The sequence below is a fragment of the Candidatus Sphingomonas colombiensis genome (assembly GCA_029202845.1).
Taxonomy (GTDB): Bacteria; Pseudomonadota; Alphaproteobacteria; order Sphingomonadales; family Sphingomonadaceae; genus Sphingomonas; species Sphingomonas colombiensis.
On sequence record CP119315.1, the window covers coordinates 2,265,887 to 2,288,493 of the forward strand.

24 protein-coding genes, 1 tRNA gene, 1 other RNA gene and 5 pseudogenes are annotated in these 22,607 nt (G+C 65.9%); 16 read left to right on the top strand and 15 right to left on the bottom strand.

Translation table 11 applies throughout. The features are described 5' to 3' along the window. Positions 1-10 precede the first annotated feature (10 nt). Positions 11-757, bottom strand: a complete 747-nt coding sequence (locus P0Y64_10910; GenBank protein ID WEK41916.1) for a YebC/PmpR family DNA-binding transcriptional regulator — start codon at positions 755-757, stop codon at positions 11-13. Positions 758-859: 102 nt separating this feature from the next. On the opposite strand from P0Y64_10910, the gene pdxH reads away from it, so the two are divergent. Genes pdxH through P0Y64_10925 form a run of 3 tightly spaced genes read left to right on the top strand, consistent with a single transcriptional unit; the run spans position 860 to position 3,200 of the window. Further along, a complete protein-coding gene (gene pdxH, locus P0Y64_10915) occupies positions 860-1,441 on the top strand; it encodes a pyridoxamine 5'-phosphate oxidase (GenBank protein WEK41917.1) in 582 nt (193 codons plus the stop codon). Next, positions 1,438-2,385, top strand: coding sequence for a cation diffusion facilitator family transporter (locus P0Y64_10920; protein WEK41918.1), 948 nt, complete (start codon positions 1,438-1,440; stop codon positions 2,383-2,385). The genes pdxH and P0Y64_10920 overlap by 4 nt, the downstream gene beginning before the upstream one ends. Positions 2,386-2,402: 17 nt before the next feature. Then, complete coding sequence (locus tag P0Y64_10925) at positions 2,403-3,200, top strand: PhzF family phenazine biosynthesis protein (protein ID WEK41919.1); 798 nt, start codon at positions 2,403-2,405, stop codon at positions 3,198-3,200. A 16-nt stretch (positions 3,201-3,216) separates the two neighbouring features. Here the strand turns inward: P0Y64_10925 and P0Y64_10930 are convergent, their stop codons facing one another. Together P0Y64_10930 and P0Y64_10935 are read right to left on the bottom strand one after the other, a co-directional pair. After that, the gene (locus tag P0Y64_10930) at positions 3,217-3,588 is read right to left on the bottom strand and encodes a hypothetical protein (GenBank protein WEK41920.1); all 372 of its coding nucleotides are present in this window, start codon (positions 3,586-3,588) and stop codon (positions 3,217-3,219) included. Then, positions 3,585-4,253: an EI24 domain-containing protein gene (locus P0Y64_10935; GenBank protein ID WEK41921.1), complete on the bottom strand. Its 669-nt coding sequence runs from the start codon at positions 4,251-4,253 to the stop codon at positions 3,585-3,587. Before P0Y64_10935 ends, P0Y64_10930 begins: the two co-directional genes overlap by 4 nt. 123 nt (positions 4,254-4,376) lie before the next feature. On the opposite strand from P0Y64_10935, the gene P0Y64_10940 reads away from it, so the two are divergent. From P0Y64_10940 to P0Y64_10950, 3 genes are read left to right on the top strand one after another with little or no spacing between them, the layout of a single operon-like run. Continuing rightward, on the top strand, positions 4,377-5,375 hold the full coding sequence (locus tag P0Y64_10940) for an adenosine kinase (GenBank protein ID WEK41922.1): 999 nt from the start codon (positions 4,377-4,379) through the stop codon (positions 5,373-5,375). A 52-nt stretch (positions 5,376-5,427) separates the two neighbouring features. Next, a complete protein-coding gene (gene hrpB / locus P0Y64_10945; GenBank protein ID WEK41923.1) occupies positions 5,428-7,866 on the top strand; it encodes an ATP-dependent helicase HrpB in 2,439 nt (812 codons plus the stop codon). A gap of 10 nt (positions 7,867-7,876) precedes the next feature. Next, the gene (locus P0Y64_10950) at positions 7,877-8,158 is read left to right on the top strand and encodes an ETC complex I subunit (GenBank protein WEK41924.1); all 282 of its coding nucleotides are present in this window, start codon (positions 7,877-7,879) and stop codon (positions 8,156-8,158) included. 21 nt (positions 8,159-8,179) lie between these two features. Here the strand turns inward: P0Y64_10950 and P0Y64_10955 are convergent. From P0Y64_10955 to P0Y64_10980, 6 genes and pseudogenes are all read right to left on the bottom strand, one after another. Further along, positions 8,180-8,700: pseudogene (locus tag P0Y64_10955) on the bottom strand (NUDIX hydrolase). Next, a pseudogene (locus P0Y64_10960) lies at positions 8,697-9,369 on the bottom strand (hypothetical protein). The pseudogenes P0Y64_10955 and P0Y64_10960 overlap by 4 nt, the downstream one beginning before the upstream one ends. After that, complete coding sequence (locus tag P0Y64_10965; protein ID WEK41925.1) at positions 9,369-9,620, bottom strand: hypothetical protein; 252 nt, start codon at positions 9,618-9,620, stop codon at positions 9,369-9,371. The pseudogene P0Y64_10960 and the gene P0Y64_10965 overlap by 1 nt, the downstream one beginning before the upstream one ends. 202 nt (positions 9,621-9,822) lie before the next feature. Beyond that, the gene (locus tag P0Y64_10970; GenBank protein WEK41926.1) at positions 9,823-10,068 is read right to left on the bottom strand and encodes a TPM domain-containing protein; all 246 of its coding nucleotides are present in this window, start codon (positions 10,066-10,068) and stop codon (positions 9,823-9,825) included. Between the two features lie 17 nt (positions 10,069-10,085). Continuing rightward, positions 10,086-10,226 (bottom strand): hypothetical protein, encoded by a 141-nt coding sequence (locus P0Y64_10975; GenBank protein WEK41927.1) that lies wholly within the window; start codon positions 10,224-10,226, stop codon positions 10,086-10,088. A gap of 84 nt (positions 10,227-10,310) precedes the next feature. Then, a pseudogene (locus tag P0Y64_10980) lies at positions 10,311-10,905 on the bottom strand (LemA family protein). Between the two features lie 107 nt (positions 10,906-11,012). Between P0Y64_10980 and mscL the strand changes: the two are divergent. Next, positions 11,013-11,444: a large conductance mechanosensitive channel protein MscL gene (mscL, locus tag P0Y64_10985; protein WEK41928.1), complete on the top strand. Its 432-nt coding sequence runs from the start codon at positions 11,013-11,015 to the stop codon at positions 11,442-11,444. 145 nt (positions 11,445-11,589) lie between these two features. Here the strand turns inward: mscL and P0Y64_10990 are convergent, their stop codons facing one another. Beyond that, the gene (locus P0Y64_10990; protein ID WEK41929.1) at positions 11,590-12,021 is read right to left on the bottom strand and encodes an Rrf2 family transcriptional regulator; all 432 of its coding nucleotides are present in this window, start codon (positions 12,019-12,021) and stop codon (positions 11,590-11,592) included. Positions 12,022-12,063: 42 nt separating this feature from the next. Between P0Y64_10990 and ssrA the strand changes: the two genes are divergently transcribed. Then, positions 12,064-12,450, top strand: a transfer-messenger RNA (tmRNA) gene (gene ssrA, locus P0Y64_10995). A gap of 524 nt (positions 12,451-12,974) precedes the next feature. Here ssrA and P0Y64_11000 read toward each other — a convergent pair. Beyond that, positions 12,975-13,763, bottom strand: coding sequence for an SDR family oxidoreductase (locus P0Y64_11000; GenBank protein ID WEK41930.1), 789 nt, complete (start codon positions 13,761-13,763; stop codon positions 12,975-12,977). Between the two features lie 162 nt (positions 13,764-13,925). Here P0Y64_11000 and P0Y64_11005 point away from each other — a divergent pair, with 162 nt between their 5' ends. From P0Y64_11005 to P0Y64_11020, 4 genes are all read left to right on the top strand, one after another. Beyond that, a complete protein-coding gene (locus P0Y64_11005; protein ID WEK41931.1) occupies positions 13,926-14,753 on the top strand; it encodes an SDR family NAD(P)-dependent oxidoreductase in 828 nt (275 codons plus the stop codon). A gap of 77 nt (positions 14,754-14,830) precedes the next feature. Continuing rightward, positions 14,831-16,249: an MFS transporter gene (locus P0Y64_11010; GenBank protein WEK45037.1), complete on the top strand. Its 1,419-nt coding sequence runs from the start codon at positions 14,831-14,833 to the stop codon at positions 16,247-16,249. A gap of 194 nt (positions 16,250-16,443) precedes the next feature. Next, entirely contained in the window at positions 16,444-16,965 is a 522-nt protein-coding gene (locus P0Y64_11015; GenBank protein WEK45038.1) for a CHAP domain-containing protein, read from the top strand. A 118-nt stretch (positions 16,966-17,083) separates the two neighbouring features. Then, positions 17,084-17,731 carry a hypothetical protein gene (locus P0Y64_11020; protein WEK41932.1) on the top strand — a complete coding sequence of 216 codons (648 nt, stop codon included), beginning with the start codon at positions 17,084-17,086 and terminating at the stop codon, positions 17,729-17,731. Positions 17,732-17,784: 53 nt separating this feature from the next. Here the strand turns inward: P0Y64_11020 and P0Y64_11025 are convergent, their stop codons facing one another. Together P0Y64_11025 and P0Y64_11030 are read right to left on the bottom strand one after the other, a co-directional pair. Then, a complete protein-coding gene (locus P0Y64_11025; protein ID WEK41933.1) occupies positions 17,785-18,168 on the bottom strand; it encodes a PaaI family thioesterase in 384 nt (127 codons plus the stop codon). Continuing rightward, positions 18,165-18,617: a PaaI family thioesterase gene (locus P0Y64_11030; protein WEK41934.1), complete on the bottom strand. Its 453-nt coding sequence runs from the start codon at positions 18,615-18,617 to the stop codon at positions 18,165-18,167. Before P0Y64_11030 ends, P0Y64_11025 begins: the two co-directional genes overlap by 4 nt. 103 nt (positions 18,618-18,720) lie before the next feature. Here P0Y64_11030 and P0Y64_11035 point away from each other — a divergent pair. After that, positions 18,721-19,507 (top strand): annotated as a pseudogene (locus P0Y64_11035) (crotonase/enoyl-CoA hydratase family protein). A 56-nt stretch (positions 19,508-19,563) separates the two neighbouring features. On the opposite strand, the pseudogene P0Y64_11040 reads toward P0Y64_11035, so the two are convergent. Further along, positions 19,564-20,329 (bottom strand): annotated as a pseudogene (locus P0Y64_11040) (DUF1134 domain-containing protein). Between P0Y64_11040 and P0Y64_11045 the strand changes: the two are divergent. The 3 genes from P0Y64_11045 (at position 20,220) to P0Y64_11055 (ending at position 22,113) form a co-directional block, all read left to right on the top strand. Then, positions 20,220-20,528, top strand: coding sequence for a hypothetical protein (locus P0Y64_11045; protein WEK45119.1), 309 nt, complete (start codon positions 20,220-20,222; stop codon positions 20,526-20,528). The pseudogene P0Y64_11040 and the gene P0Y64_11045 overlap by 110 nt on opposite strands. Then, positions 20,507-20,596 (top strand) — tRNA-Ser (locus P0Y64_11050). Before P0Y64_11045 ends, P0Y64_11050 begins: the two co-directional genes overlap by 22 nt. A gap of 251 nt (positions 20,597-20,847) precedes the next feature. Beyond that, positions 20,848-22,113 carry a pyridoxal-dependent decarboxylase gene (locus tag P0Y64_11055; GenBank protein WEK41935.1) on the top strand — a complete coding sequence of 422 codons (1,266 nt, stop codon included), beginning with the start codon at positions 20,848-20,850 and terminating at the stop codon, positions 22,111-22,113. A gap of 10 nt (positions 22,114-22,123) precedes the next feature. On the opposite strand, the gene P0Y64_11060 is transcribed toward P0Y64_11055, so the two are convergent. Continuing rightward, a complete protein-coding gene (locus P0Y64_11060) occupies positions 22,124-22,594 on the bottom strand; it encodes an Lrp/AsnC family transcriptional regulator (GenBank protein WEK45039.1) in 471 nt (156 codons plus the stop codon). Between the last annotated feature and the right edge of the window lie 13 nt (positions 22,595-22,607).

A 22,607-nucleotide genomic window follows, 5' to 3' on the forward strand; every position in this document is an offset into this window, starting at 1 on the left:
GGGCTCAGGCTCACTGGCCGAGCTTTTCCATCACCTCGTCCGACACTTCGTAATTGCCCCACACCTGCTGCACATCGTCATCATCGTCGAGCGTGTCGATCAGCTTGAACAGGGTGGCGGCGTCGCTTTCGTCGACCTGCACATTGGTCTGCGGGCGCCAGGCGAGTTTCGCGCCCTCATATTCGCCGAGCACCGGCTCCAGCGCGCGGGCGACCTCGTGGAGATCGGCCTGCGCCGTCCAGATTTCATGCCCGTCGTCGCTCGACTGCACGTCTTCTGCCCCGGCTTCGAGCGCTGCCTCGAACACCTTTTCGGCGTCGCCGACGCTCGCCGGATAGGTGATCAGCCCCATCCGGTCGAACCCGTGGCTGACGGAACCGGACGCGCCGAGGTTGCCACCGTTCTTGCTGACGGCGGTGCGCACGTTGGTCGCGGTGCGGTTGCGATTGTCGGTCAGCGCCTCGATGATCAGGCTGACGCCGCCGGGGCCGAAACCTTCGTAGCGAACTTCCTCGTAATTCTCCGCGTCGCCGCGCGTCGCCTTGTCGATCGCGCGGGCGATATTGTCCTTCGGGACCGACGCCGCCTTGGCCGCATTGACCGCCGCGCGCAGGCGCGGGTTCATATCCGGATCGGGCGTGCCCATCTTCGCCGCGACGGTGATTTCGCGGCTGAGCTTGGAGAATGCCGCGGAGCGCTTCTTATCCTGCGCGCCCTTACGGTGCATGATGTTCTTAAATTTGGAATGGCCTGCCATGGGGACTCCACAAAACTGTGGCGGTTCCTCTAGGCGTGACAAGGGATCGGCTCAAGACGCGCGCGATGGCGTCACGCGTGGCCGCTCGCTATGGGAATATGGATGACCGACGATCCCTTCGCGCTATTCGACGTCTGGTATGCCGAGGCGCGTGCCAGTGAATTGAATGATTCCAATGCGATGGCGCTGGCAACGGCGGATGCGCAGGGTCGCCCGTCGGTGCGCATGGTGCTGCTCAAGGGGCATGGCCGCGACGGTTTCGTTTTCTACACCAACCGCGAAGGGCGGAAGGCAGGCGATCTGGCGGCGAATCCGCACGCGGCATTGCTGTTCCACTGGAAGTCGCTGCGCCGGCAGATTCGCATCGAAGGCCCGGTGACGCTGGCGAGTGATGCGGAGAGCGACGCCTATTTCGCGACGCGCAGCCGCGATTCGCAGCTCGGTGCCTGGGCGTCCGATCAATCGCGACCGCTCGACAGCCGCGAGACGTTCGAGGCGCGGTTCGAGGAGGTGAGCGCGCGCTTCGCTGGTGGCGATGTGCCGCGCCCGCCGCATTGGGGCGGTTATCGCGTCACGCCGGAACGGATCGAATTCTGGCAGGATCGCGCGCACCGCTTGCACGAACGCCGCCTGTTCCTGCCCGACGGAACCGGCGGGTGGCGCGAGGGATTGCTCTACCCATGACCCGCGACGAACGCCGCCGTATCATCCCGCTAGCCATGCGCGCGGCGCTGGCCAGCGTGGCGATGGCGAGCGGGCTGCTGATCCTCAAGGGCTTCGGTGCGTGGCATACCGGATCGGTCGCGATGCTTGGTTCGCTAGCCGATACCGCGCTCGATCTGCTGGCGAGCCTCGTTACCCTTTATGGCGTGAAGCTGGCGGCCGAACCGGCGGATCACGACCATCGCTTCGGCCATGGCAAGGCGGAGGCGCTGGCCGCGTTGTTTCAGGTGGCGCTGATCACCGCATCCGCCGCCGCGATCGCATGGCGCGCGGTGGTGGCGCTGCGCAATCCTCAGCCGACGCACGATGCCAGCACCGGCATTGCGGTATCGGTCGCGGCGATCGTGGCGACATTGGTGCTGCTATGGTATCAGCGGACGATCATCCGTCGCACCGGATCGATCGCGATCATGGCGGACAATCTGCATTACCAGTCCGACGCATTGCTCAACGGATCGGTGATCGTCGCGCTGGTGCTCGATCAGTTCATCGGGTGGAGCTGGGCCGATCCGGTGTTCGGCATCGTCATCGCGATGTGGCTGGCATATGGGGCGTTTCAGGCGTCCAGCCAGGCGATCGACCAGTTGATGGACAAGGAATGGTCCGAGGATCAGCGAGCCGCCTTTATCGAGGTCGCCGCGCGCCAACCGGGGATTCGCGGCATCCACGATTTCCGCACGCGCCGCTCCGGCAGCCACGATTTCGCGCAATTCCATATGGAAGTAGCGCGCGACCTGACCATCGCGCAGGCGCATGATATCGTCGAGAATGTCGAGCGGCGGCTGCGCGATGCCTTTCCCAAAGTAGAGGTGCTGATCCACCTCGATCCCGAGGGGCATGTCGATACGGATAATCCGCTGGTCGAAGCGGATGTGACGCCGCATTGGTTTGGGAAGCGCGTTTAGTACGGGGATTAGCGTCGATGAGATTGGGTTTCGCACAGATCGATGCCTTCGCCAGTGAGGCGTTCGCGGGCAATCCGGCGGCGGTGATGCCGCTTGGCGCGTGGCTCGACGATGCGACGCTGCAGCGCATCGCGGCGGAGAACAATCTGTCCGAAACCGCTTTCCTGATCCCCGATGCTAGCGGCGACGCCGATTTCGAGCTGCGCTGGTTCACCCCCGCGTCGGAGGTTGCATTATGCGGCCATGCGACGCTGGCGAGTGGGCATTTCGTGCTGTCGGGCGATGACGCGCGCCAACGGGTGCGTTTCCGCACGCGCACGGCGGGGGTGCTGGAAGTGGCGCGCGATGGCGCGAGTTATGCGATGGCGCTACCGGCGTGGGCGCCCTCACCGAAGCCGCTGCCGGCGATCGTTGCGGCGCTGGGGCTCGATGAAGCGGTCGAGACCTTGTGGCATGAGAGCCGCTACGGCCTTGTTGTGGTGAAGGATGCCGCGACCGTTCGCGCGCTCGATCCCGATTTCCGCGCGCTTGCGAAAGAGGGCGATCTTCTCACCATCGTCACCGCGCCGGGCGACGATACGGACATCGTCAGCCGCGCCTTCGCGCCGGGGGCGGGGATCGACGAAGACCCGGTGACCGGCTCCGCGCATGCGGTGATGGTGCCTTATTGGGCGCAGCGGCTCGGGCGCGATACGTTCAGCGCCTATCAGGCGAGCGCGCGCGGCGGGCGGCTGTCGTGTCGGCTCGCCGGTGATTGCGTGGTGCTCGGCGGCGATTGCGTCACCGTGATCGAGGGCACGTTTCTGCTGGGCTAAGCCGTCTGGGCCAGTCCTACCTTCCGCCCTCGCGCCGTGTCAGTGCGGCGACGCAGCTTGCGCGATCGATCGAGCTGCCATCCGCCTCGCGCGCGTCGATATAGGTGACGCGTGGCTCGTCCGATCCGCGCGGATACAGATAGGCGTCGAGCACGCAGATGCGGCTCTGGAACTGGAGCTTGCGCGCGGTGCCTTCGCGCACATCGGCATCGGGCTGGCCAAACAGGCGGACAAGCGCGGCGGCATCCTGCCCGATCACGCGCTCCAGCCCGGTCGAGCTATACGGCACCGTAACGACGGCGGGCGTCGAGGGCGGCGCGCTTGTCCCGGTTGAGGCGCAGCCCGCCAGCAACGCCGCCATCGCCACAACCGCCAAACCAGATTTCATTGCCGTCCTCGATGAAACAGATGCGTCGCCATTGCCGCGCCGAGCACCGGCGCGATGATATTGAGGAGCGGAACCACGAATAACCCGGTCGCGGCAAGGCCAAGCAGGAAGCGTTGCGCGCGGTTGGTCCGGCGCCACGCGCGCATCGCCGCATCGTCCATGTGGCGCGCCGCGACCATGTCGCCGAGATCGCTCCCGAGCAGCCAGCCGTTGACCGCGAAGAACAGTGCCGCCGTGCCGATGCCGGTGATCAGCAGCGCGACATAGGCGGGAATGAGCAACAGATTGATCGCGATGAAGCGTCCGCCCGAGCGCAGCCCCATCATCAGCGCGCGATGGAAGGAAACGGCGCGTGCCGAGGCCAGCGCGGCTGGATAATGTTTCGCCTCCACCGCCGCGACGACATCGTCTGCGAACAATCCCACCGCGAGCACCGCGACCGCGCGGAACAGGAACCAGAAGGCAAGCGCGACCAGCACGACCGTCGCGGCAGAGGCAAGCTCGTCATGCCAAGCCGATTGCGCGAGCAGTTCCTCGATGCCCCACCACAGCCCGACGCCGAGCGCCGCGAACAGCGTGAGCGTGACGAGCAGGCTCTTCCCCAGCACCCGCAGGATACGCGGATCACCCAATTGGGCGAGTGACAGGGCAAAGGCGCCGAACATTGCCGCCAGAGATGCGTGGTTACAGGCGGTTGCGCAAGAAGCGGCGCGCCACTAACGCACCGCAGTTTACGTTCGCGCCGTGCTTTCGCCGGTCCTGAACGGTGAGATACCGGAGACAGCTTCTTGACCAAGCCCAATTACGCGGTCGTCGCGATCGGCAATGCGATCGTCGACATCATCGCCCCCGCCACTGACGAGTTCATCACCGACAACGGCATGACCAAGGGCGCGATGCAACTCGTCTTCTCGCCGGAGGACGCCGATGCGCTTTATGCCAAGATGGGGCCAGGGCAGGAGATTTCAGGCGGCTCTGCGGCGAACACGATCGCCGGCATCGCCTCGCTCGGCGGCAAATGCGGCTTCATCGGGCAGGTCGCGGACGACCAGCTCGGGCAGGTTTTCGGACACGACATTCGCTCGGCCGGCATCCGTTTCGACACCGCGTCGCGCGCGGGCCAGCCTACCACCGGGCGCTGCCTGATCTTCGTGACGCCCGATGGGCAGCGCACGATGAACACGTTCCTCGGTGCGTCGCACTATCTGCCGGCGGAAGCGCTGGACCGCGATTTGATCGCCGATGCGGCCTATCTCTATCTTGAGGGCTATCTGTGGGATCCGGAAGAGCCGCGTGCCGCGATGCGCGCCGCGATCGACGTTGCCCACGCCGCGGGGCGCAAGGTGGCGTTCACGCTGTCGGCCGAGTTCGTCATTGATCGCCACCGCGCGGCCTTCCACGACCTGATCGAGAACGGCCTGATCGACGTGCTGTTCGCCAATGAGGCGGAAATCATGTCGCTCACCGAAACGACAGATGTCGAAACCGCCATCGTTGCGGTGCAGGCGAAGGTGCCGCTGCTGGTGGTCACGCTGAGCGAGCGTGGCGCGCTGGCGATCGCAGGGGCGGAGCGCGTGCACGTCGCCGCCGCGCCGGTCGACAAGGTTGTCGATACGACGGGCGCGGGCGATCTGTTCGCTGCCGGATTTCTCCACGCGCAGGCGGAAGGGCATGATCTCGCCCACTCGCTGAAGCTAGGCGCGGTTTGCGCGGCGGAGGTGATCAGCCATTTCGGCGCCCGCCCGCAGGTGGACCTGAAGGTGCTGGCCGCAGAGGTGCTGGCGTAAACGTTGGTCGTCACGCCGGCCGCCGCCGGGGTGACGACCCAGGGGCATGGGTGTGACGCTTGACCTTCCGATCAATGCCGTGCTGCCCGATCTGCTCGCCGTGCTGCGCACGCGATCGGGGGCGGTGCTGGTTGCGCCGCCGGGGGCGGGCAAGACGACGGCGGTGGCGCCCGCGCTGATCGCGGAGCCGTGGTGCACCGGCGAGATACTGCTGCTCTCGCCGCGCCGCCTCGCCGCGCGCGCGGCGGCGGAGCGGATGGCGGTGCTTGCCGGGGAGCCGGTCGGGCAAACCTACGGCTATGCCACGCGGCTCGACAGCAAGCGTTCGGCCAAAACGCGCGTGACGGTGGTGACGGAAGGCATCTTCGTCGCGCGTATCCAGAGCGATCCCGAACTGGCGGGCATTTCCGCGGTGCTGTTCGATGAGGTGCATGAGCGCAGCCTGGACGGCGATTTCGGGCTGGCGTTGGCGATCGATGCGCAGGCGGGATTGCGGCCGGACCTGCGGCTGGTGGCGATGTCCGCCACGCTCGATGGCGCGCGCTTCGCTCGCCTGCTTGGCGACGCGCCGGTGATCGAAAGCGAGGGGCGGAGCTGGCCACTCGAATTGCGCTACCTCGCGCGTGGCGGCGAGACCCGGATCGAGGATGCGGTCGCCGGCGCGGTGCGGCAGGCGCTGCGGGAGACGACGGATGGCGTGCTCGCCTTCCTGCCCGGCGTGGCCGAGATCGAGCGCACCGCCGAGCGGCTGGAGGGGGTCGCGGGTGTTACGCTCCACAAGCTTCACGGCAGTCTCGATCCCGCTGCACAGCGCGCGGCGATTCGGGCCGAGCCGGATGGCGCGCGCAAACTGGTGCTGGCCACCTCGATCGCGGAAACCAGCCTGACGCTCGACGGGATCGGCGTGGTGGTCGATTCCGGCCTCGCGCGGCGGCCGCGTTACGATCGCGCGGCGGGGATGACGCGGCTCGTCACCGAACGCGCGAGCCAGGCGGCGGTGACGCAGCGCGCCGGCCGCGCCGCGCGGCAGCGGCCGGGCGTCGCCTATCGCTTGTGGGAGGAGGCGGCGACCGCAGGCCTGCCGCGCTTCGATCCACCGGAGATATTGGAGGCGGATCTTTCCGCTCTGATCCTCGCATCGGCGATCTGGGGCGTGGCCGATCCGCGCGATCTGGCGTGGATCGATCCTCCGCCCGAAGCCGCAGTGACAGAGGCCCGCGCGCGGCTCGCGACACTGGAGGCAGTCGATGGGGACGGCCGCCCGACCGCGCATGGCCGAGCGATCGCCGCTTTGCCGATGCCGCCCCGGCTGGCGCACATGCTCGCGCGGGCCGGGGAAATGGGGCTGGGGTCTACGGCGGCGGAGGTCGCGGTGCTGCTCGGGGAGCGTGGGCTGGGCGGCAATGACGCCGATCTCGAATTGCGGCTGCGGCGCTGGCGGGGCGATCGCTCGCGCAAGGCGGAAGCTGCGCGTAACCTCGCGACGCGCTGGGCGAAACTCGTCGGCGGAAAGGGGCGGGGCGACGGAATCGCGACCTGCATCGCACTGGCTTTCCCCGATCGCGTGGCGCGGCGCCGCGATGCCTCTGGCGAGCGCTGGGCCTCGGCGGGCGGGCGCGGGTTCAAGCTCGATCCCACCTCGCCGCTGGCGCGCAACGAATGGTTGGCGGTCGCGGAGACACAGGGGATGGCGGCTGGTGCGCGCATCCTCTCCGCCGCCGCAATCGACGCGGAGGAGGTGGAAACGCTGTTCGCCGACCGGATTGAGACATGGCACACCGCCGAGTTCGATCCCGCGACCGGCGCGGTGCGTCCGCTGCGCGAACGGCGGTTGGGCGCGGTGCGGCTGTCGAGCGGGCCGGATAGCAATGCCTCGCCGGCGGCGATCGCCGATGCGCTGGTGGAGGGCGTTCGGCGGCATGGTGTCGATCTGCTGCCGTGGAGCGAGGGTGCACGGGCGCTCCGGGTGCGCGCCGATTATGCCGGCGTCGCGCTCGATGATGCGACGCTGGTTGAGCGGCTCGACGAATGGTTGCCGGCGGTCATCGAGGGAAGGCGGCGGCTCGACGCGATCCCGCCGGGCGCGCTCACCGATGCGATCCGCAATCTCTTGTCATGGGACGATCTCCAGCGGATCGAGCGTGTCGCGCCGGGGCATTTCACCAGCCCGGCCGGCAGCACGCACGCGATCGACTATGGCGCGGAGGGCGGCCCGCGCGTCGAGCTGCGCGTGCAGGCGCTGTTCGGGCTGGCTGAGCATCCGGTGGTGGGGGAGGGGCGCGTGCCGCTCGTTCTCTCGCTCACCTCGCCCGCCGGGCGACCGATCCAGACGACGCGCGATCTGCCCGGCTTCTGGGCCGGAAGCTGGGCGGCGGTGGCGAAGGAAATGCGCGGCCGCTACCCCCGCCATCCGTGGCCTGACGACCCCGCGAACGCCAATGCGACGCTTCGGACGAAAAATGCCGATGCAAGGCGCGGACATTCGAGCTAAGGGGGCGATCATGCCTATCGCTCGCATCTACCAGCGCCCGAAAAACGCCATGCAATCGGGCAAGCACCGCACCGACAGCTGGATTCTCGAATTCGAACCGGCCGAGGCGAAACAGCCCGATCCGCTGACCGGCTGGGCCGGCAGCGGCGACACGCGCGATCAGGTGCGAATGTCGTTCCCGTCGAGCGATGCGGCGGTGGCCTATGCCGAGCGCGAGGGGCTGGCTTTCACGCTGATCCCGGCGCCGGCGCGCAAGCTCAAGCTGCAGACCTACGCCGACAATTTCCGTTGACCGGGCGGGGCAGGTGCCCCGTCACGCCGCTGGCGCGAGCGTATCCGCCAGCAACAACATCAGCTTGACGTCGATCGCGATTCCCTCCGCCCGTTTTCCGCGCGACGAACGCGGCCATCTCGCGGCGCGGGATGCGGTGGACGATGATATTCTCGTCCCCGTCGCCGCCGCCTTCGCCGACCTTCACGAGATCATGCGCGCGGACGAAAGTGAATCCTTCGCTGACCATGCCGGGGGATGAATGGAAAGCGCCGAGCAGTTCGACGCGGCCCGCGCGATAGCCGGTTTCCTCCTCCAGCTCGCGGATCGCGGCGGGAGCGATATCCTCTCCGGCATGTTCGTCGCCGACCAGCCCGGCGGGCAGTTCGAGGCAATTGCGGCCCAGCGGGACGCGATATTGCTCGACGAGGATCACCTCGTCCGCTGGCGTGATTGCGAGGATCACCGCTGCGCCGATCCCCCGCGCTGCGCGATGCATATTCCCACTTGCCGTCCTTCATCATGCGGATGAAGCGGCCCTCCCAGACGGTTTCGGCGGTCATAGAATGATAAGTCTATCCGGTAGTTCGTTGGTATCGCCCGGCGTCCGCGGGAAATGTTCGGCCAGCACCAGCCCGATCTGCCCGACCGCCGCGGCCATGCCCTCCGCCGGCTGATCCTCGCGTAGCGGGCCGACCAGAGCCGCCATCGCTGCGCCCCATGTCGCATCAGGCACGCGATCGTGGATCGCGGCGTCGGCGATGATCTCCGCGCGGCGCTCGTCGAGGCTGAGGTAGAGCAGATACGCCTGTGCCCCCCGACGGTGCGCTTCTCGGCGGCCGCACGGAAGATCGCCAGCGCGCGCGCGCGGACGCGGCGGGCCTTGGTCGCCCCCGGCGTCAGCGCCAGCCGCAGCGGTCGCCAGGTTAAGATCAGCCGGCAAAGGAGAGAAGGCGATCGCGATGAGGAACAGCGCGATGGTCAACGCCGCGCGGATCGGAACCGCCGGCGCCCATGGATCGATCAGCAGATGCAGCTGCTCGATCAGCAGCTGGGAAGGTCGCGAGCAACGCCACCACCAGCAGCATCACCAGCAATGTCCAGTGCAGCGCGACATCGTGATAGGCATCCGACGCGCGCGCGACGACGGTGACGATCTCGCCATCGGTGCCGGCCTCTGCCGCGGTGACCGCCGCCGTCACGCGATCACGATCCTCCGCTGTCATCTGCATCACCAGCCCCCCGATGCGCCGCCGCCGCCGCCCGATCCGCCACCGCCGCCACCGAAGCCGCCGCCGCCCCAGCCACCGCCGCCGCCACTCGCCGTCTCCCCAGCCGCCGCCACCGCCGCCCGCGCGTCGCGGCACGGCCGATTTCGCTGGCGATCGACCACAGTATGATCGGCAGCGCGCCCGGAGCCGTCGCCGCCATAGCGTTGTCCCTTCCCACCGCGTCGCGCGAAGGACAGCAGGACGAACAGCATCACCATGCCCCAGAAGATCAGGCCAAGCGGGACGCCGCCGCCATCCGTTACGCTGCGCCTTGTGCGTCTGATCGAACTGTTTCACCGCCGCATCCAGCCGCGCCTGCGCCTCTTCCGGCGAGGCGCGGAGTTGCGCGACGATCGCGTCAGTGCCGGCCTCGATCCGCTCCGGGCATGTCGCCGGCCTTGAAACGCGGGACGATCAGTCATTGTTGATGATGACGCTCGACAGAGCATCGGTCAGGAATCGGCTCCAGCCCGTAACCGACCTCGATCGCGTCACGCTTGCGCTCGTTCGGCGCGATGACGAGCAGGCTGCGCCGTTGTTGACGTCCTTCAGGCCCACGCCCCAGGTGCGGCGCAGCCTGTTGCCATATTCCTCGATCGGATAGCCCTGAAGATCCTTGACGGTGACGACGGCGACCTGTCGCTTGGTATCGCGCTGCAACGCCTCAAGCTTTTGCGTCAGCTTCGCCTGCTCTTCGGGCGATAGGATGCCGGCGCATCGTCCACCACGAACCCGGTGAACTTCGGGAAGGTCTGGGCGCCGGCGGCGGGCACGCGAGCGTCATAAGCAGTACCGCCGCGAACGCGAGGAGCGCCCATAACAGCCGCCGCGCGTCATCATGCGCGGACGGGACGGCCCCGGCCCGCGCCGGGCGAGCTGTCAGGCTGGGGCTCATCATCGCCTCAACTGCCGAAATTCACCTTGGGCGCGGTATCCGCCCCCGGCGTGGTCGCCGGCGAACGGCACCATCGGCTTCGCGCCGTAGAAGATCTTCGCGCCGACCGCTGCGGGGAAGGTGCGGATCGTCGTGTTATATTGCTGCACCGCGTGTTGTAATCGTTGCGGGCGATGGTGATGCGGTTCTCGGTGCCTTCGAGCTGGCTCATCAGCGTGGTGTAATTGCCCTGGCTCTTCAGCTCGGGATAGGCCTCCTGCAGCCGCTGGAGCGACAGCGTCACGCCGGCCTGCGCCGTCTGATAACGCTGCGACCTTGGCCGGATCGGTCAGCTGGTCGCCCGACACCTTGACCTGATTGGCCGAGGCGCGCGCCTGCGTCACCTCGACGAGAATGTCCTTCTCCTGCGCGCCGGCGGCCTTCACCGTGGCGACGAGGTTGGGGATCAGGTCTGCGCGGCGCTGATATTGGTTCTGGACGTCTGCCCAGCGCGCCTTCGCATTCTCCTCCGCCGTCGGGATGCTGTTGATTCCGCAGCCGCCGAGCGTGAGCGCAAGGCCGGCAACAGCGAGCGAACGAGGGGCGAGCGAACGAAACGTCATTGGGTGTGATCCTCCGGTTCCTGTCTTAGGCATATAGTGCACTTGTATCGCTTGGCGAAGAGGCAATCGGCGGTTAACCTTCCGCCACACATCAGGAGTGGCGGCTCATGTTAAAGGAATTCAAGGCGTTCATCGCCCGCGGCAACGTGATCGATCTCGCCGTCGCGGTGATCATCGGTGCGGCGTTCAGCAAGATCATCACCTCGCTGACCGAGGACGTGCTGATGCCGGTGATCGGCAAGATATTCGGCGGACTCGATTTCTCCAGCTATTTCATCGTGCTCGGTGCGGTGCCGGAGAAGCTGCAGGGGTCGACCGATTATGCCGCGCTGAAAAAGGCGGGCGTGCCGCTGCTCGGCTATGGTGAGTTCATCACTCAGGCGGTGAACTTCCTGATCGTCGCCTTCATCATCTTCCTGATCGTGCGCGCGGTGAACCGCGTGATGCCGAAGGCCGAAGTGGCGCCGCCGGCCGATCCGGCCGATGTGGTTCTGCTGCGCGAAATCCGCGACGAATTGCGCGCCAAGCGCGGGGCGTAACAGGATCATCCGCTCCCCGGTTTCGGCCGGGGCGGCGGAATAGTGCGGGCCGCATGATTATGGAATCGTGCGGCCTGCTCTAACCATTTGCGTTCGCATCGCTTTGGCGGAAAACGATTCCCGCTTTTGGCGCGATGCTCTCGGGTCAGGCGGCGACCAGATCCTCCGCCGTAGCATCGGCCAGGCTGGTGCCATCCAGAATGCGGGCGGTTTCGTCGCGCACGCGCATCATCGCGTGGCGGATCGCGCAATCCGCCTCGCTCTTGCAATCCTTGCACGCGCGATAGGCGGTGCGGCTGACGCACGGCACCAGCGCTAGCGGGCCCTCGATCACTCGGATGATGTCACCCAGCGAAATCAGATGGCTGGCGCGTGAGAGGCGATAGCCGCCCATCTTGCCGCGATGGCTATGGAGCAGCCCGGCGTCGCGCAGATCCGCCAGGATCAGCTCGAGAAACTTGCGCGGCACATTCGCCTCCGCCGCGATGCGGTTCATCGGGATCGGCGGGCTGGCGGCGGGCGCTTCGGCCAGGAAAAGCATCGCGCGTAGCGCGTAGCGGGAACGCTGCGTCAACATGATAGCCCATTATATGCACCCGCATTATGGCGAGCGAAAGGCGGGCTTTTAGTTTCTGGTCCAAGCGCCTATATTGGTCGGGCTCGCGGGGCTTGCCCCACGGCTATGGTGATAAACGTTGGTGTAAAATAGACGCAGCGGACCCGGGGGCGGTACCCGGCGGCTCCACCACCAACCGTCTTTTTAGGCGGCTGATGACGGGGCCGAACTAGGATCGACGTGTGTTGAAAGGCACTGGCTTTTGCTCGGAATGGGACCACCGTGACGGCCCGTACACAAGTGCCAACGATAACGAAGCACTCGCGATTGCCGCGTAACTGACGGCCTAACGGCCTAGGTTATTCGAACAAAAGCGCGGTTGGGCCGCACCGGGCAACAGAAGCGGATTCCAGCGGTACGGGGGGCACCGGGCAACAGAAGCCCCCCACTGCGCGGATGGCGGGAAGCGCCGCATAGCGGCCGTTCGCGGACTTTGCCGGCATTCCGGATTGCCGTCATTCGTGCCGAGAGTAGATTGCTGGCATGATGGCAAACGCCCGCGCCTTGGCAATCATGCTGTTAGCGCCCCCGCTAATACTCTTGCTCTGGGCGCATCTCATACGCCCGATCGTGTCAGGCTTAGACCTGCTGGTAGTCTTTTCGGCGGGTATCGTAGGGTTAGCCGGTGCCGCGACGGCCCCTTGGTCGGCGAAGGTCAAAACTGTCGTCGCCGTCGCGTACATCGGCTTGGCCGTGGCGGCGCTTCCGTTCATGACGCTGCTGGCCGTCTGCTCGACTGGTGATTGCTTGTAGCGCCGTGGCAGCTTTTCAGCTTGCGGGTTCGAAAGTCGCCAGTCTGTTGACCACCAACAACTGACCCGCAACTCGCAGCCGCACCGGCTCTCTGGTTACAAAGCAACGCGCCACCCCGGAGCGAGGTGGCACGTGTTTGTTTCAATAGCGGGAGGATATGGTCAGGCGTCGATGCTGGTGCCGAGCGCCGCGTTGACCAGGCCGCCGTCGACTACCAAAGTATCGCCCACGACATAATCCGACGCGCGGCTGGCGAGGAAGATCGCCGCGCCGGCCATGTCGTCGAAATTGCCGATGCGGCGCATCGGGATGCCCCTGGCCACCTCATCGCCATGATCGCGCGCGGCGCGGTTCATCTCACTGGCGAAAGCGCCGGGGGCGAGGCTGGTGACGATGATGCCGTCCTTCACCAGCCGCGCTGCCATCCGCTTGGTGAGATAGATCAGCGCCGATTTGGAGGCGTGATAGCTGTACGTTTCCCACGGATTGAGCCGGAGACCGTCGATGGAGGTGATGTTGATCACCTTTGACGGGTGATCGTGGCTGGCATCGCGCTTCAGATGGTCGTGCAGCATCTGCGTGAGGAAGAAGGGGGACTTTACGTTGAGATTCATCACCTTGTCCCAACCGCTTTCCGGGAATTCCTCGAACGGAGCGCCCCATGCCACGCCGGCATTGTTGACGAGGATATCGAGCCGCTCCTCGCGGGCCATCAGCGCGTCGGCCAGTTCCTTGCACCCCGCCACGGTGGAGACGTCTGCGGGCAGCGCGATGCAGTTCGGGCCAAGCTCGGCGGCGGTTTCGTCGCAGGCAGCGGCCTTGCGCGACGAGATATAGACCTTCGCGCCCTGCTCGATGAAAGCCTTGGCGATGATCTTGCCGATCCCGCGCGATCCGCCGGTGACCAGCGCGATGCGCCCCTCCAGGCTGAAAAGATTATTCAGGCTCATGTCTCTCTCCTTGATCCGGGTGGTGGCACGCGGGCGTCTCCACCGTGCGCTAACGAACGGCCCGGCGAGGGGCAAGGCCGGCAAACCGAAAATTCGAACCAAGCTCGATTGACGTACTGCAACGCCATACTATGCTGCCGAAAACAAGATACAGGAGAGTATATGCGCTTTGCGGGCAAGCGCGCCGTCGTGACCGGCGGCGCCTCTGGTATCGGTCGCGCGACCGCGCTGCGGCTGGCGGAAGAAGGCGCCGAGGTGTGGATCGGCGATGTCGACGAGGCCGGGGGCCGTGAAGTGGCGGAAACCTCCAACGGCCGCATTCGCTTCCAGCGCTGCGACGTGACGAAAGCGGAGGATATTCGCGCGCTGATCGAGGCGGCGGACGCGGCCGGCGGGCTGGATGTGCTGTTCAACAATGCCGGCGCGGGCGGTGCTCGCGAACATATCGACGAAATCGCGCCGGAAGATTGGGATCGCACCCACACGTTGCTGCTGCGCTCGGTCGCGCTTGGTATCCGTTATGCCGCGCCGCTGATGGCGAAGCGCGGCGGCGGGGCGATCGTCAACACCTCCAGTGTCTCCGCGCTCGGCAGCGGCTATGCCCCAATCGCTTATTCCACCGCGAAGGCCGGCGTGTTGCACCTGAGCAAGGTGGCGGCGGCGGAGCTGGCCAAGGATGCGATCCGTGTGAACGCGGTCATTCCCGGCTTCATCACCACCAATATCTTCGTCAGTGCGCTCGATCTGCCGCCGGAAAAACGCGCGGCGGCGAATCAGGCGATCGGCGGGATCGCCGCGCATGCCCAGCCGGTGAAGCGCGCCGGGCGACCGGAGGATATCGCGGCCGCAGTCGCTTATCTCGCCAGCGACGATGCGGCCTTCGTTACCGGCACGCATATATTGGTCGATGGCGGGCTGACTATCGGCACGAGGCAGAGCTGGGATCCGACGATGCCGGGCATGTTCGAAGCGCTGGAGTCGATGGCGTGAACGCGCCCGTCGCGCCGGTGACGGGGGTGGCGACCGCGGCGATCACGCCACCGGCTCGCCGCCTTTCGAACGGCGTGATGGGGGCCTATGGCTTCGGTGCCGCTGCTTATGGGGTGAAGGACGCAGGCTTCGGCACGTTTCTGCTGCTGTTCTACAATCAGGTGGTCGGCGTGCCAGCGGCGACGGTCGGTTTCGTCGTGATGATCGCGCTGATCGTCGATGCGTTCATCGATCCGACCGTCGGCTTTCTTTCGGATCGCACCCGCAGCCGCTGGGGGCGACGACACCCATGGCTTTATGGAGCGGTGCTTCCGATCATGCTCGGCTGGGTCGCGCTTTGGAATCCGCCGATCGGCGCGAGCGAAACGCTCATCCTGCTGTGGCTGTTCGTCGTCGCCGTGGTCGTGCGCAGTGCGGTGAGCGCCTATGAGGTGCCAGGGCAGGCGATGGCTGCCGAACTGAGCGCCGATTACGACGAGCGCACGCGGATCATGTCTTATCGCTATCTGTTCGGCTGGGCCGGCGGCCTGGTGATGCTCGTTTCCGCCTATGTCTATTTCCTGGCCGCGACGCCCGAATATCCGAACGGCCTGCTCAACCCGGCGGGGTATAGCGGCTTTGCGGTGGCCGGGGCGCTTTTCATGGGGACGGCTATCCTCGTTTCGGCGATCGGCACGCATCGCGAGATTCCGCGTCTGCCCAAGCCGGAGATCGAGCGGCAATCATTTTCGAAAAACCTGCGCGATATCGCCGAGACGGTGAAGAATCGTGCCTTCGCCACACTGATGCTGGCGGGAGTCTGCGCCTATACCGGGCAGGGGATCATCTACGCGATCTCCAATTACCTCGCGAGCTTCGTATGGGGCTTTAAGGGGATGACGTTCCTTTATTACAGCATGGCGCTGTTCGTCGGCGTCGGCGTGGCCTTTGTCGTCGCGCCGCGCGCTGGTCGTCACGGGAGCAAGCCGAAGACCGCTGCCATCGCCTCGATCACCGCGGCGGTGATCGGCACGACGCCATATTGGCTGCGGCTGGCGGGCTGGTTCCCGGCGCCGGGCGACCAATGGATGCTGCCGCTGGTATTCATGTTCGCGGGGCTTTCCACCGCGTTCAGCGTCACTGCCTATATTCTTGGCGCGTCGATGCTTGCCGATGTGGTGGAGGATTCCGAGGCGCGAACCGGGCGACGATCGGAAGGGGTGTTCTTCGCCGGCGGCTTCTTCGTCCAGAAATGCACCAGCGGCATTGGGATCTTCGTGACGGGGCTGATCCTCGCCGCCGCCGGCTTCCCTGCGAAGGCGGTGCCGGGGCAGGTCGCGACACCGACACTGGATCGGCTGACCCTGATCTTCTGCTGTTGCTATCTGTTGTTCTACGGGCTGGCAGCCGTGTTCTACTCGCGCTTTCCGTTCGGACGCGGGGAGCATGAAGCGCGTCTGGCACGGCTCGCGGCGGCCGGCGTACTCGATTCGGAACCTCGCGAACCCTTTGCGTGACCCCCGGATGAACGGCGTTCGGTTCAGGTCATCGGCACGTCGAAACGATTCGTCGGAAAAGGTTCCCGACGCGCTTGGTTTCTTTAACCCTTGCCCGTAGCCGGAATGCAACGAACGTCCTGTTGACCGGGGGGTCGCAAGTGAATTTGAAGGTTTTGGCAGCGCGCTTTGCGCTGGTGTTCTCGCTCGGCCTGATGGCGGCCGCCCCTGCGGCGGCCCAGTTCTGGCAGTGCGCGCCTTACGCCCGCGAGATTTCGGGCATCGAGATTCATGGCAATGCCAACACCTGGTGGAGCCAGGCCGCCGGTCGTTACGAGCGTGGCAACGAGCCCCGCGTCGGCGCGGTGCTGGCGTTCAAATCGACCTCGCGGATGCGCGTCGGCCACGTGGCGATGGTTTCCCGCGTCGTCAGCGACCGCGAAGTGCTGCTGACCCATGCCAATTGGTCGCGCCCCGGCCGCGTCGAGACCAATGTCCGTGCGATCGATGTTTCGCCGAACAATGACTGGAGCATGGTTAAGGTGTGGTATGCGCCGCAGGGCGATCTCGGCACCTCCAATTATCCCACCAGCGGCTTCATCTATGGTGACGATGCCCCGGCGGCCTCGCATCCCGCGATCGACACCGATACGCGCAGCACCACCGCTATGGCCAATATGACGATCGCGGCGGCGGCGAAAGCGCCGGTGACGGGCGGTATTTCGCTCGAACAGTAAGTTTCGCCGAACCGCGCGGCATTGCCAGCGCGCGCGGAACGATTATGGTGCAGACGTAACGGGGCCGCCTTCGATCGCAAGCGCGGCCCTATTTCGTGTTCGAGCCAAGGTAGTGCCAGTGACCCTTCGCCATGCAGCCGCCCCGATCGCCCTTCTCGCTGCGCTGGGGGGCTGCGCGAAGACCGGCGATATCGATCTTTCCTCCGGCGTCGGCATCACCGCCGTGCGTTCCGCCTGCCCGTCGGTCGGCGTGCCGGCCGGAACCGGCGATATCACGCTGTTCGACCCGCCAACGAGCCGCGATTCGGCCGCGATCGACGTGGTGGCGAATATCAGCAACGTCCGTTCAACCTGCGATGACAGCGGCGAAAATGTACTCACCACCGTCACCTTCGATGTGCGCGCACGCCGCGCGCGTGGCGAAGGCGCGCGAGACGTGACCTTGCCCTATTTCATTACGATCGTGCGCGGCGGCAATGCAGTGATCGCCAAGCGCGTCGGACGCGTCGGGCTGCATTTCGAGGCGGGGCAGACGCTCGCGACGACCAGCGGGCAAGCCTCGGCGACGGTCAATCGCGCCGCGGCGACGCTGCCGGACGAGGTTCGGGCGAAGCTTAACCGCAAGCGTAAGGCCGGGCAGGAGGACGCCGCCGTCGACCCGCTGAGCGCGCCGGACGTGCGTCAGGCGGTGCTGTCGGCCAGCTTCGAGGCGCTGGTCGGATTCCAGCTCACCGAGGATCAGCTCAAGTATAACGCGCAGCGCTGAGCCGGGCGGGGGCGATTGTCAGTCGAGGCGGCGGAGTGCGCTCCGCTCTTCGATCAATCGCGTTCGATCAGGTAGTTCATCCGCGCCGTTGCGATCGGGCGGCTGCGATCATCCTGCCAAGCGAAGGCATCGACATTGGCGACGCGGTTGCCGAGCCGCGTGATCCGCCCCGCAGCGCGGGTTTCGCGATCGCGCCCACCGCGCATGAAATCGACCGTCACGTTGATTGGCTTGATCCGGCCGCCGCCCTCGTTTGCCAGCGCGTGACGGAGCGCCGCTATCGCGGCCACCTCCAGCAATCCGGAGATCGCGCCCCCTTGAAGGAAGCCGGGGCGACCCAGCACGCCAGGGTGGAACGGCATCACCATTACCGGCGCGCCGTCTTCGTCATGCTCCAGCGTCGCCTCCAGCAACGCGGCATACGGGGGGAGCTTCATCGGCCGGTCCTCGGATAGCTGCCGCTCGGCACCATGAAGGTCGCGGCGACATGCGCGATCGGATCGTCGATGTCGCCATCGTGCGCGATCCCGCGCGTGAAGGATATCGAGCGCGCGACACGCAGGCATTCGGCTCGGCCGATCACCGTATGTCCCGGTCGCGCGGGACGGAGATAATCGATGCGCAGATCGAGCGTGGCATGCGGCGCGAACGTTCCGATGCGCTGCCACACGGCGAGGCTGGTCGCAACATCCATCATCGCGATGATGGGCCCGGAAGCGATCACGCCGCTTTCCTCATCGCCGATCAGTTCCTCGGAATACGGCATCGCCAGTTCGATCCAATCGTCCCCGATCGCGTGGAAGCGGGTGCCCAGCCGACCGGCATGGCCGCTGAAATTGCGATTCTCGATCATCTCGAGCGCCATTTTTGCGGGATCGAAGTTCATGGTCGTTTCCCTACACGCTCGAGCGCGCCGCGCAATGTTCCGGCGTTGCCGCGCGAGGCCGGGCGGGTTAGCGCTGTGACAACGAACGGCAGGAGAGCGAGTAGTGGAACAGCGGGTGACGATCACGGTGGCGGACGGGGTCGCCGATGTCCGACTCAATCGCGCGGACAAGATGAATGCGCTCGATCCGGCGATGTTCGCCGGACTGAACGAGGCGATCGAGCGGCTGGCGACGATGCGCGAAGTGCGCGTCGCGGTGCTTTCGGGCGAGGGGCAGCGCCTTCTGCGCCGGGCTCGACATGGCCTCGATGGCCGGGCGGCGGATCGGGCAATGATCTGTCGGCGCGCAGCCATGGCCTCGCCAATGCCGCGCAGCATGTCGCCTGGGGCTGGCGCGAGCTGGCGATGCCGGTGATCGCCGCGGTGCATGGCGTCGCGATGGGCGGCGGCTTTCAGGTGATGTCGGGCGCCGATATCCGCATCGTCCACCCCGCGACGCGGCTGTCGATCCGCGAAACCTATTGGGGGCTGGTGCCCGATATGGCGGGCGTCGCCTTGTGGCGGACGCTGGCACGCGACGACGTGCTGCGCGAGCTGACCTATACCGCGCGCGAATTTTCCGGTGCGGATGCGCTGGGCTATGGCTTCGCGACGCGGCTCGACGAGGATCCTCCGCGCCGCCGCCTTCGCGCTCGCGCGCGAGATCGCGGGCCGCAATCCCGATGCGGTGCGCGCGTCGAAGCGGCTCTACAATCTCGCCGCGGACGCCGATGCCGCTGCCGGTGCTCCGCGCCGAAAGCGCCGAGCAGGTCGCGCTGATGCGCTCCCCCAATCAGGTCGAGGCGGTGCGCGCCAATATGGAAAAGCGCCCGCCGGTGTTCAGCGACTGAAGGTTGACGCGGCACCGATCGAAATGCGCGAAATGCGCATTTCGATCGGTGCCGCGTCAGAATGGCAGCCACTTGGATTTGTGCGAGAAGTTCATGTAGCCGACGTTCACACCGGCGCGCCAGCCAACGCCCAGTCGCACCGGGATCAGCACGACATTGCCGCGCCGCAGATAGGTCGCGGCGAAGCCGCCGACGAAATACAAGCCGCCCCTCGGCCGCCCGGGAAGCGCCGGTACAGCTCCTCGGTGTCGTAGAGGTTGTACACCAGCACGAATACCTTGTTGGCATCGCCGCCAAGATCGAAGCCGACGGACGGCCCGGTCCAATAGACCGGCATCTGCCCCTCGACCTTATGCGTCATGATTCCCGAGCCGTAGCGCAGCCCGACGACAACCGCGCCGGAGGCCTCGCGTCCCGGCGATATAGGCGTTGGGCTCGCCCTGATCCTTCAGGATCTTCTCGATGATCGAGGCAAAACCTTCCGCGCCCTTGCCGAATACCCCTTCGCCCGCGCCGATCAGGTCGTCGCGCTTGAACGTCTCTGACGCAGTGGTGGTGGATTGCGGCGCGCCCGTCCTGCGTGCTGTTGTCGGGGGCCGGGGGCAGCGCGAGCGGCGCGGATTGCGTAGCGGGCGGGTCAACCGGCACCGGCTCGTCAGGATAACGTTGTGGCTGCGCCTGCATTTGCGGCGCGTTATTTGGCGCGGACGAAATGTCGTTGTCGATCGCCTTGTTCGGGTCGATCGTCCGCACCTGCGCCGGCGCGGCCGTGCCGGCCATCAGCGTCGCCGTCAGCCCCAGGGCCAGCATCACCTTGCGCATCGTTAAACCTTCCCCCCGGGAAACGGGAATGTTCCCAGCGATCAAGCGTAACCACCATGTCGCTGTCGCGGCAATGAACACGACGACGACCCGAGTCGATTTCGCGCCGAGGCGAATCTGCAACGGGCCGGTTGATTGCCACGATTCCCATCGCTATAGCCCGCCCCACGCCGCACCGGAGACGTGGGTGAGTGGCTGAAACCAACGCTTTGCTAAAGCGTCATACGGGAAACCGTATCGAGGGTTCGAATCCCTCCGTCTCCGCCAATTACGCTGTTAATTCAGCTGTTTAGCCTGATCGATCGATTCGGCCCGCTGCCCCGGCGCCGCGATGGCCGCCGCTGCCTGCACACGGGCCCAGGCTCGCGGTCGCAGATCGCTGTCGCCCTGCCAGATGGCGATCCTGAGCACAGCACGCTGCGCGCGCGGGAAATCGCCGGCGCGATCCGCGCTTCCCTGTCCGATCGAAGCGGTGGAGTTTGCCGAAACAAGTGGTCAGATCGAATTGCGCTGCCACTATGCCGGAAGCGATTCGAGCGAGCGGGAGTAGGAGCATGAATCAGCCATTGCCCCTGATCGGAACTCCATGGCCCGAACTCCGCGCGCGCATGGGGGAGATGGGCGGCGGCGATGTGAAATGGCGGGACGGCCGTGCCGCCGTCTATGTGTTCAATGCCGGGGCCGAGATCGAACAGGTGCAGAAAGAGGCCTATGCCCTCTTCATGTCGGAGAACGGGCTTGGACCGTCCGCTTTCCCGAGCCTTGCCGGGATGGAGCGCGCGGTGGTCGGATACGGGCTGGCGCTGCTTAACGCGCCGTCGGATGCGGCGGGCAACATAACTTCGGGCGGCACCGATTCGATCTCGATGGCGCTGAAAGCCGCGCGCGATTTCGCCCGCAAGGAAAAGGGGCTGTCCGGTCCGCTCAACATCGTCCTGCCGCGCTCGGCGCATCCCGCGTTCGACAAGGCGGCCGCGATGATGGAGATCGAGGTGCGGCGCACGCCGTTGAAGAAGCTGCTGGCCGATCCCGCTGCGATGGACGCGGCGGCCGATAGCGCGACGATCATGATTGTCGGGTCCGCGCCCTGTTTCCCTTACGGAATGATCGACCCGATCGCGGCGTTGAGTGATCTCGCCGTCGCGCGCGGTTTGTGGCTGCATGTGGATGCTTGCGTAGGTGGTTATATTGCGCCGTTCGTCCGCATGAATGGCGTTGAAATTCCACCGTTCGATTTCTCGCTGCCGGGTGTGCTGTCGATATCGGCTGATCTGCACAAATACGGTTATTGCGCGAAGGGCGCCTCGACAGTGTTCTTCCGCAACGAGGCGCTACGGCAATTCATGGTGTTCAACTGCAACGACTGGCCCGGCGGCGCGATGATCACGCCGACGCTGGCCGGCACGCGACCCGGTGGCGCGATCGCCGCGGCGTGGGCGGTGATGAATTTCCTTGGTGTCGACGGCTATCGCGCGCTCCACGCGAAGGTCACTGATGCGCGAGGGCGGATTCAGCGAGGTGTCGAGGCGCTTGGCTACCGCGTTCTTGGCGAGCCGCAGCTCGGGTTAATCGCCTTTACGCAGGACGGATTGAATCTGGCAGCGGCCTGGGGGCATCTCCACGCGTGCGGCTGGTTCACCAGTGTCACGACCGATCCTCCGGGCTTGCATCTCATGCTGTCGCCGATTCACGCGCGGGTGGCCGAGCAATATCTCGCCGATCTCGCCACGGCGCCGACCGAGGGGGCTTCGCCGGGAGCGCCGGCGCCGCGTTACGCGGGTTAGCCGGCGGTATTCACAGATCGATCGGCAGCGCGGTGGTGGATTTAATTTCGGATAACGCCACCATCGAGTTGATTTCCTGAACTCCCGGGACTCGCGACAACTTGTCGAAAAAGAACCGCTCATAGGCTTCAATGTCTCGCGCGACGATGCGCAGCAGGAAATCGACCGGCCCCATCAGGACGAAACAGTCCAGCACTTCGGGGAAGCCCCGGATCGCATCGGAAAATTCGGCGAGGTGGGAGCGGCCATGCGCGGTCAACTTCACTTGCGCAAATACCTGCGCGTTGAGCCCGATCTTGCGCCGGTCGAGCAGGCTGACCTGACTGCGGATGAAGCCGTCGCGTTTCAGGCGTTGCACGCGTCGCCAGCATGGCGCTTCCGACAGGCCGATCTCGGCGGCGATTTCGGCGTTCGAGCGTGAGGTGTTAAGTTGCAGGATGGCGAGGATCTTGCGCTCATAGGCATCGAGTTCGTCTGGCATGATTTTTTCTCGA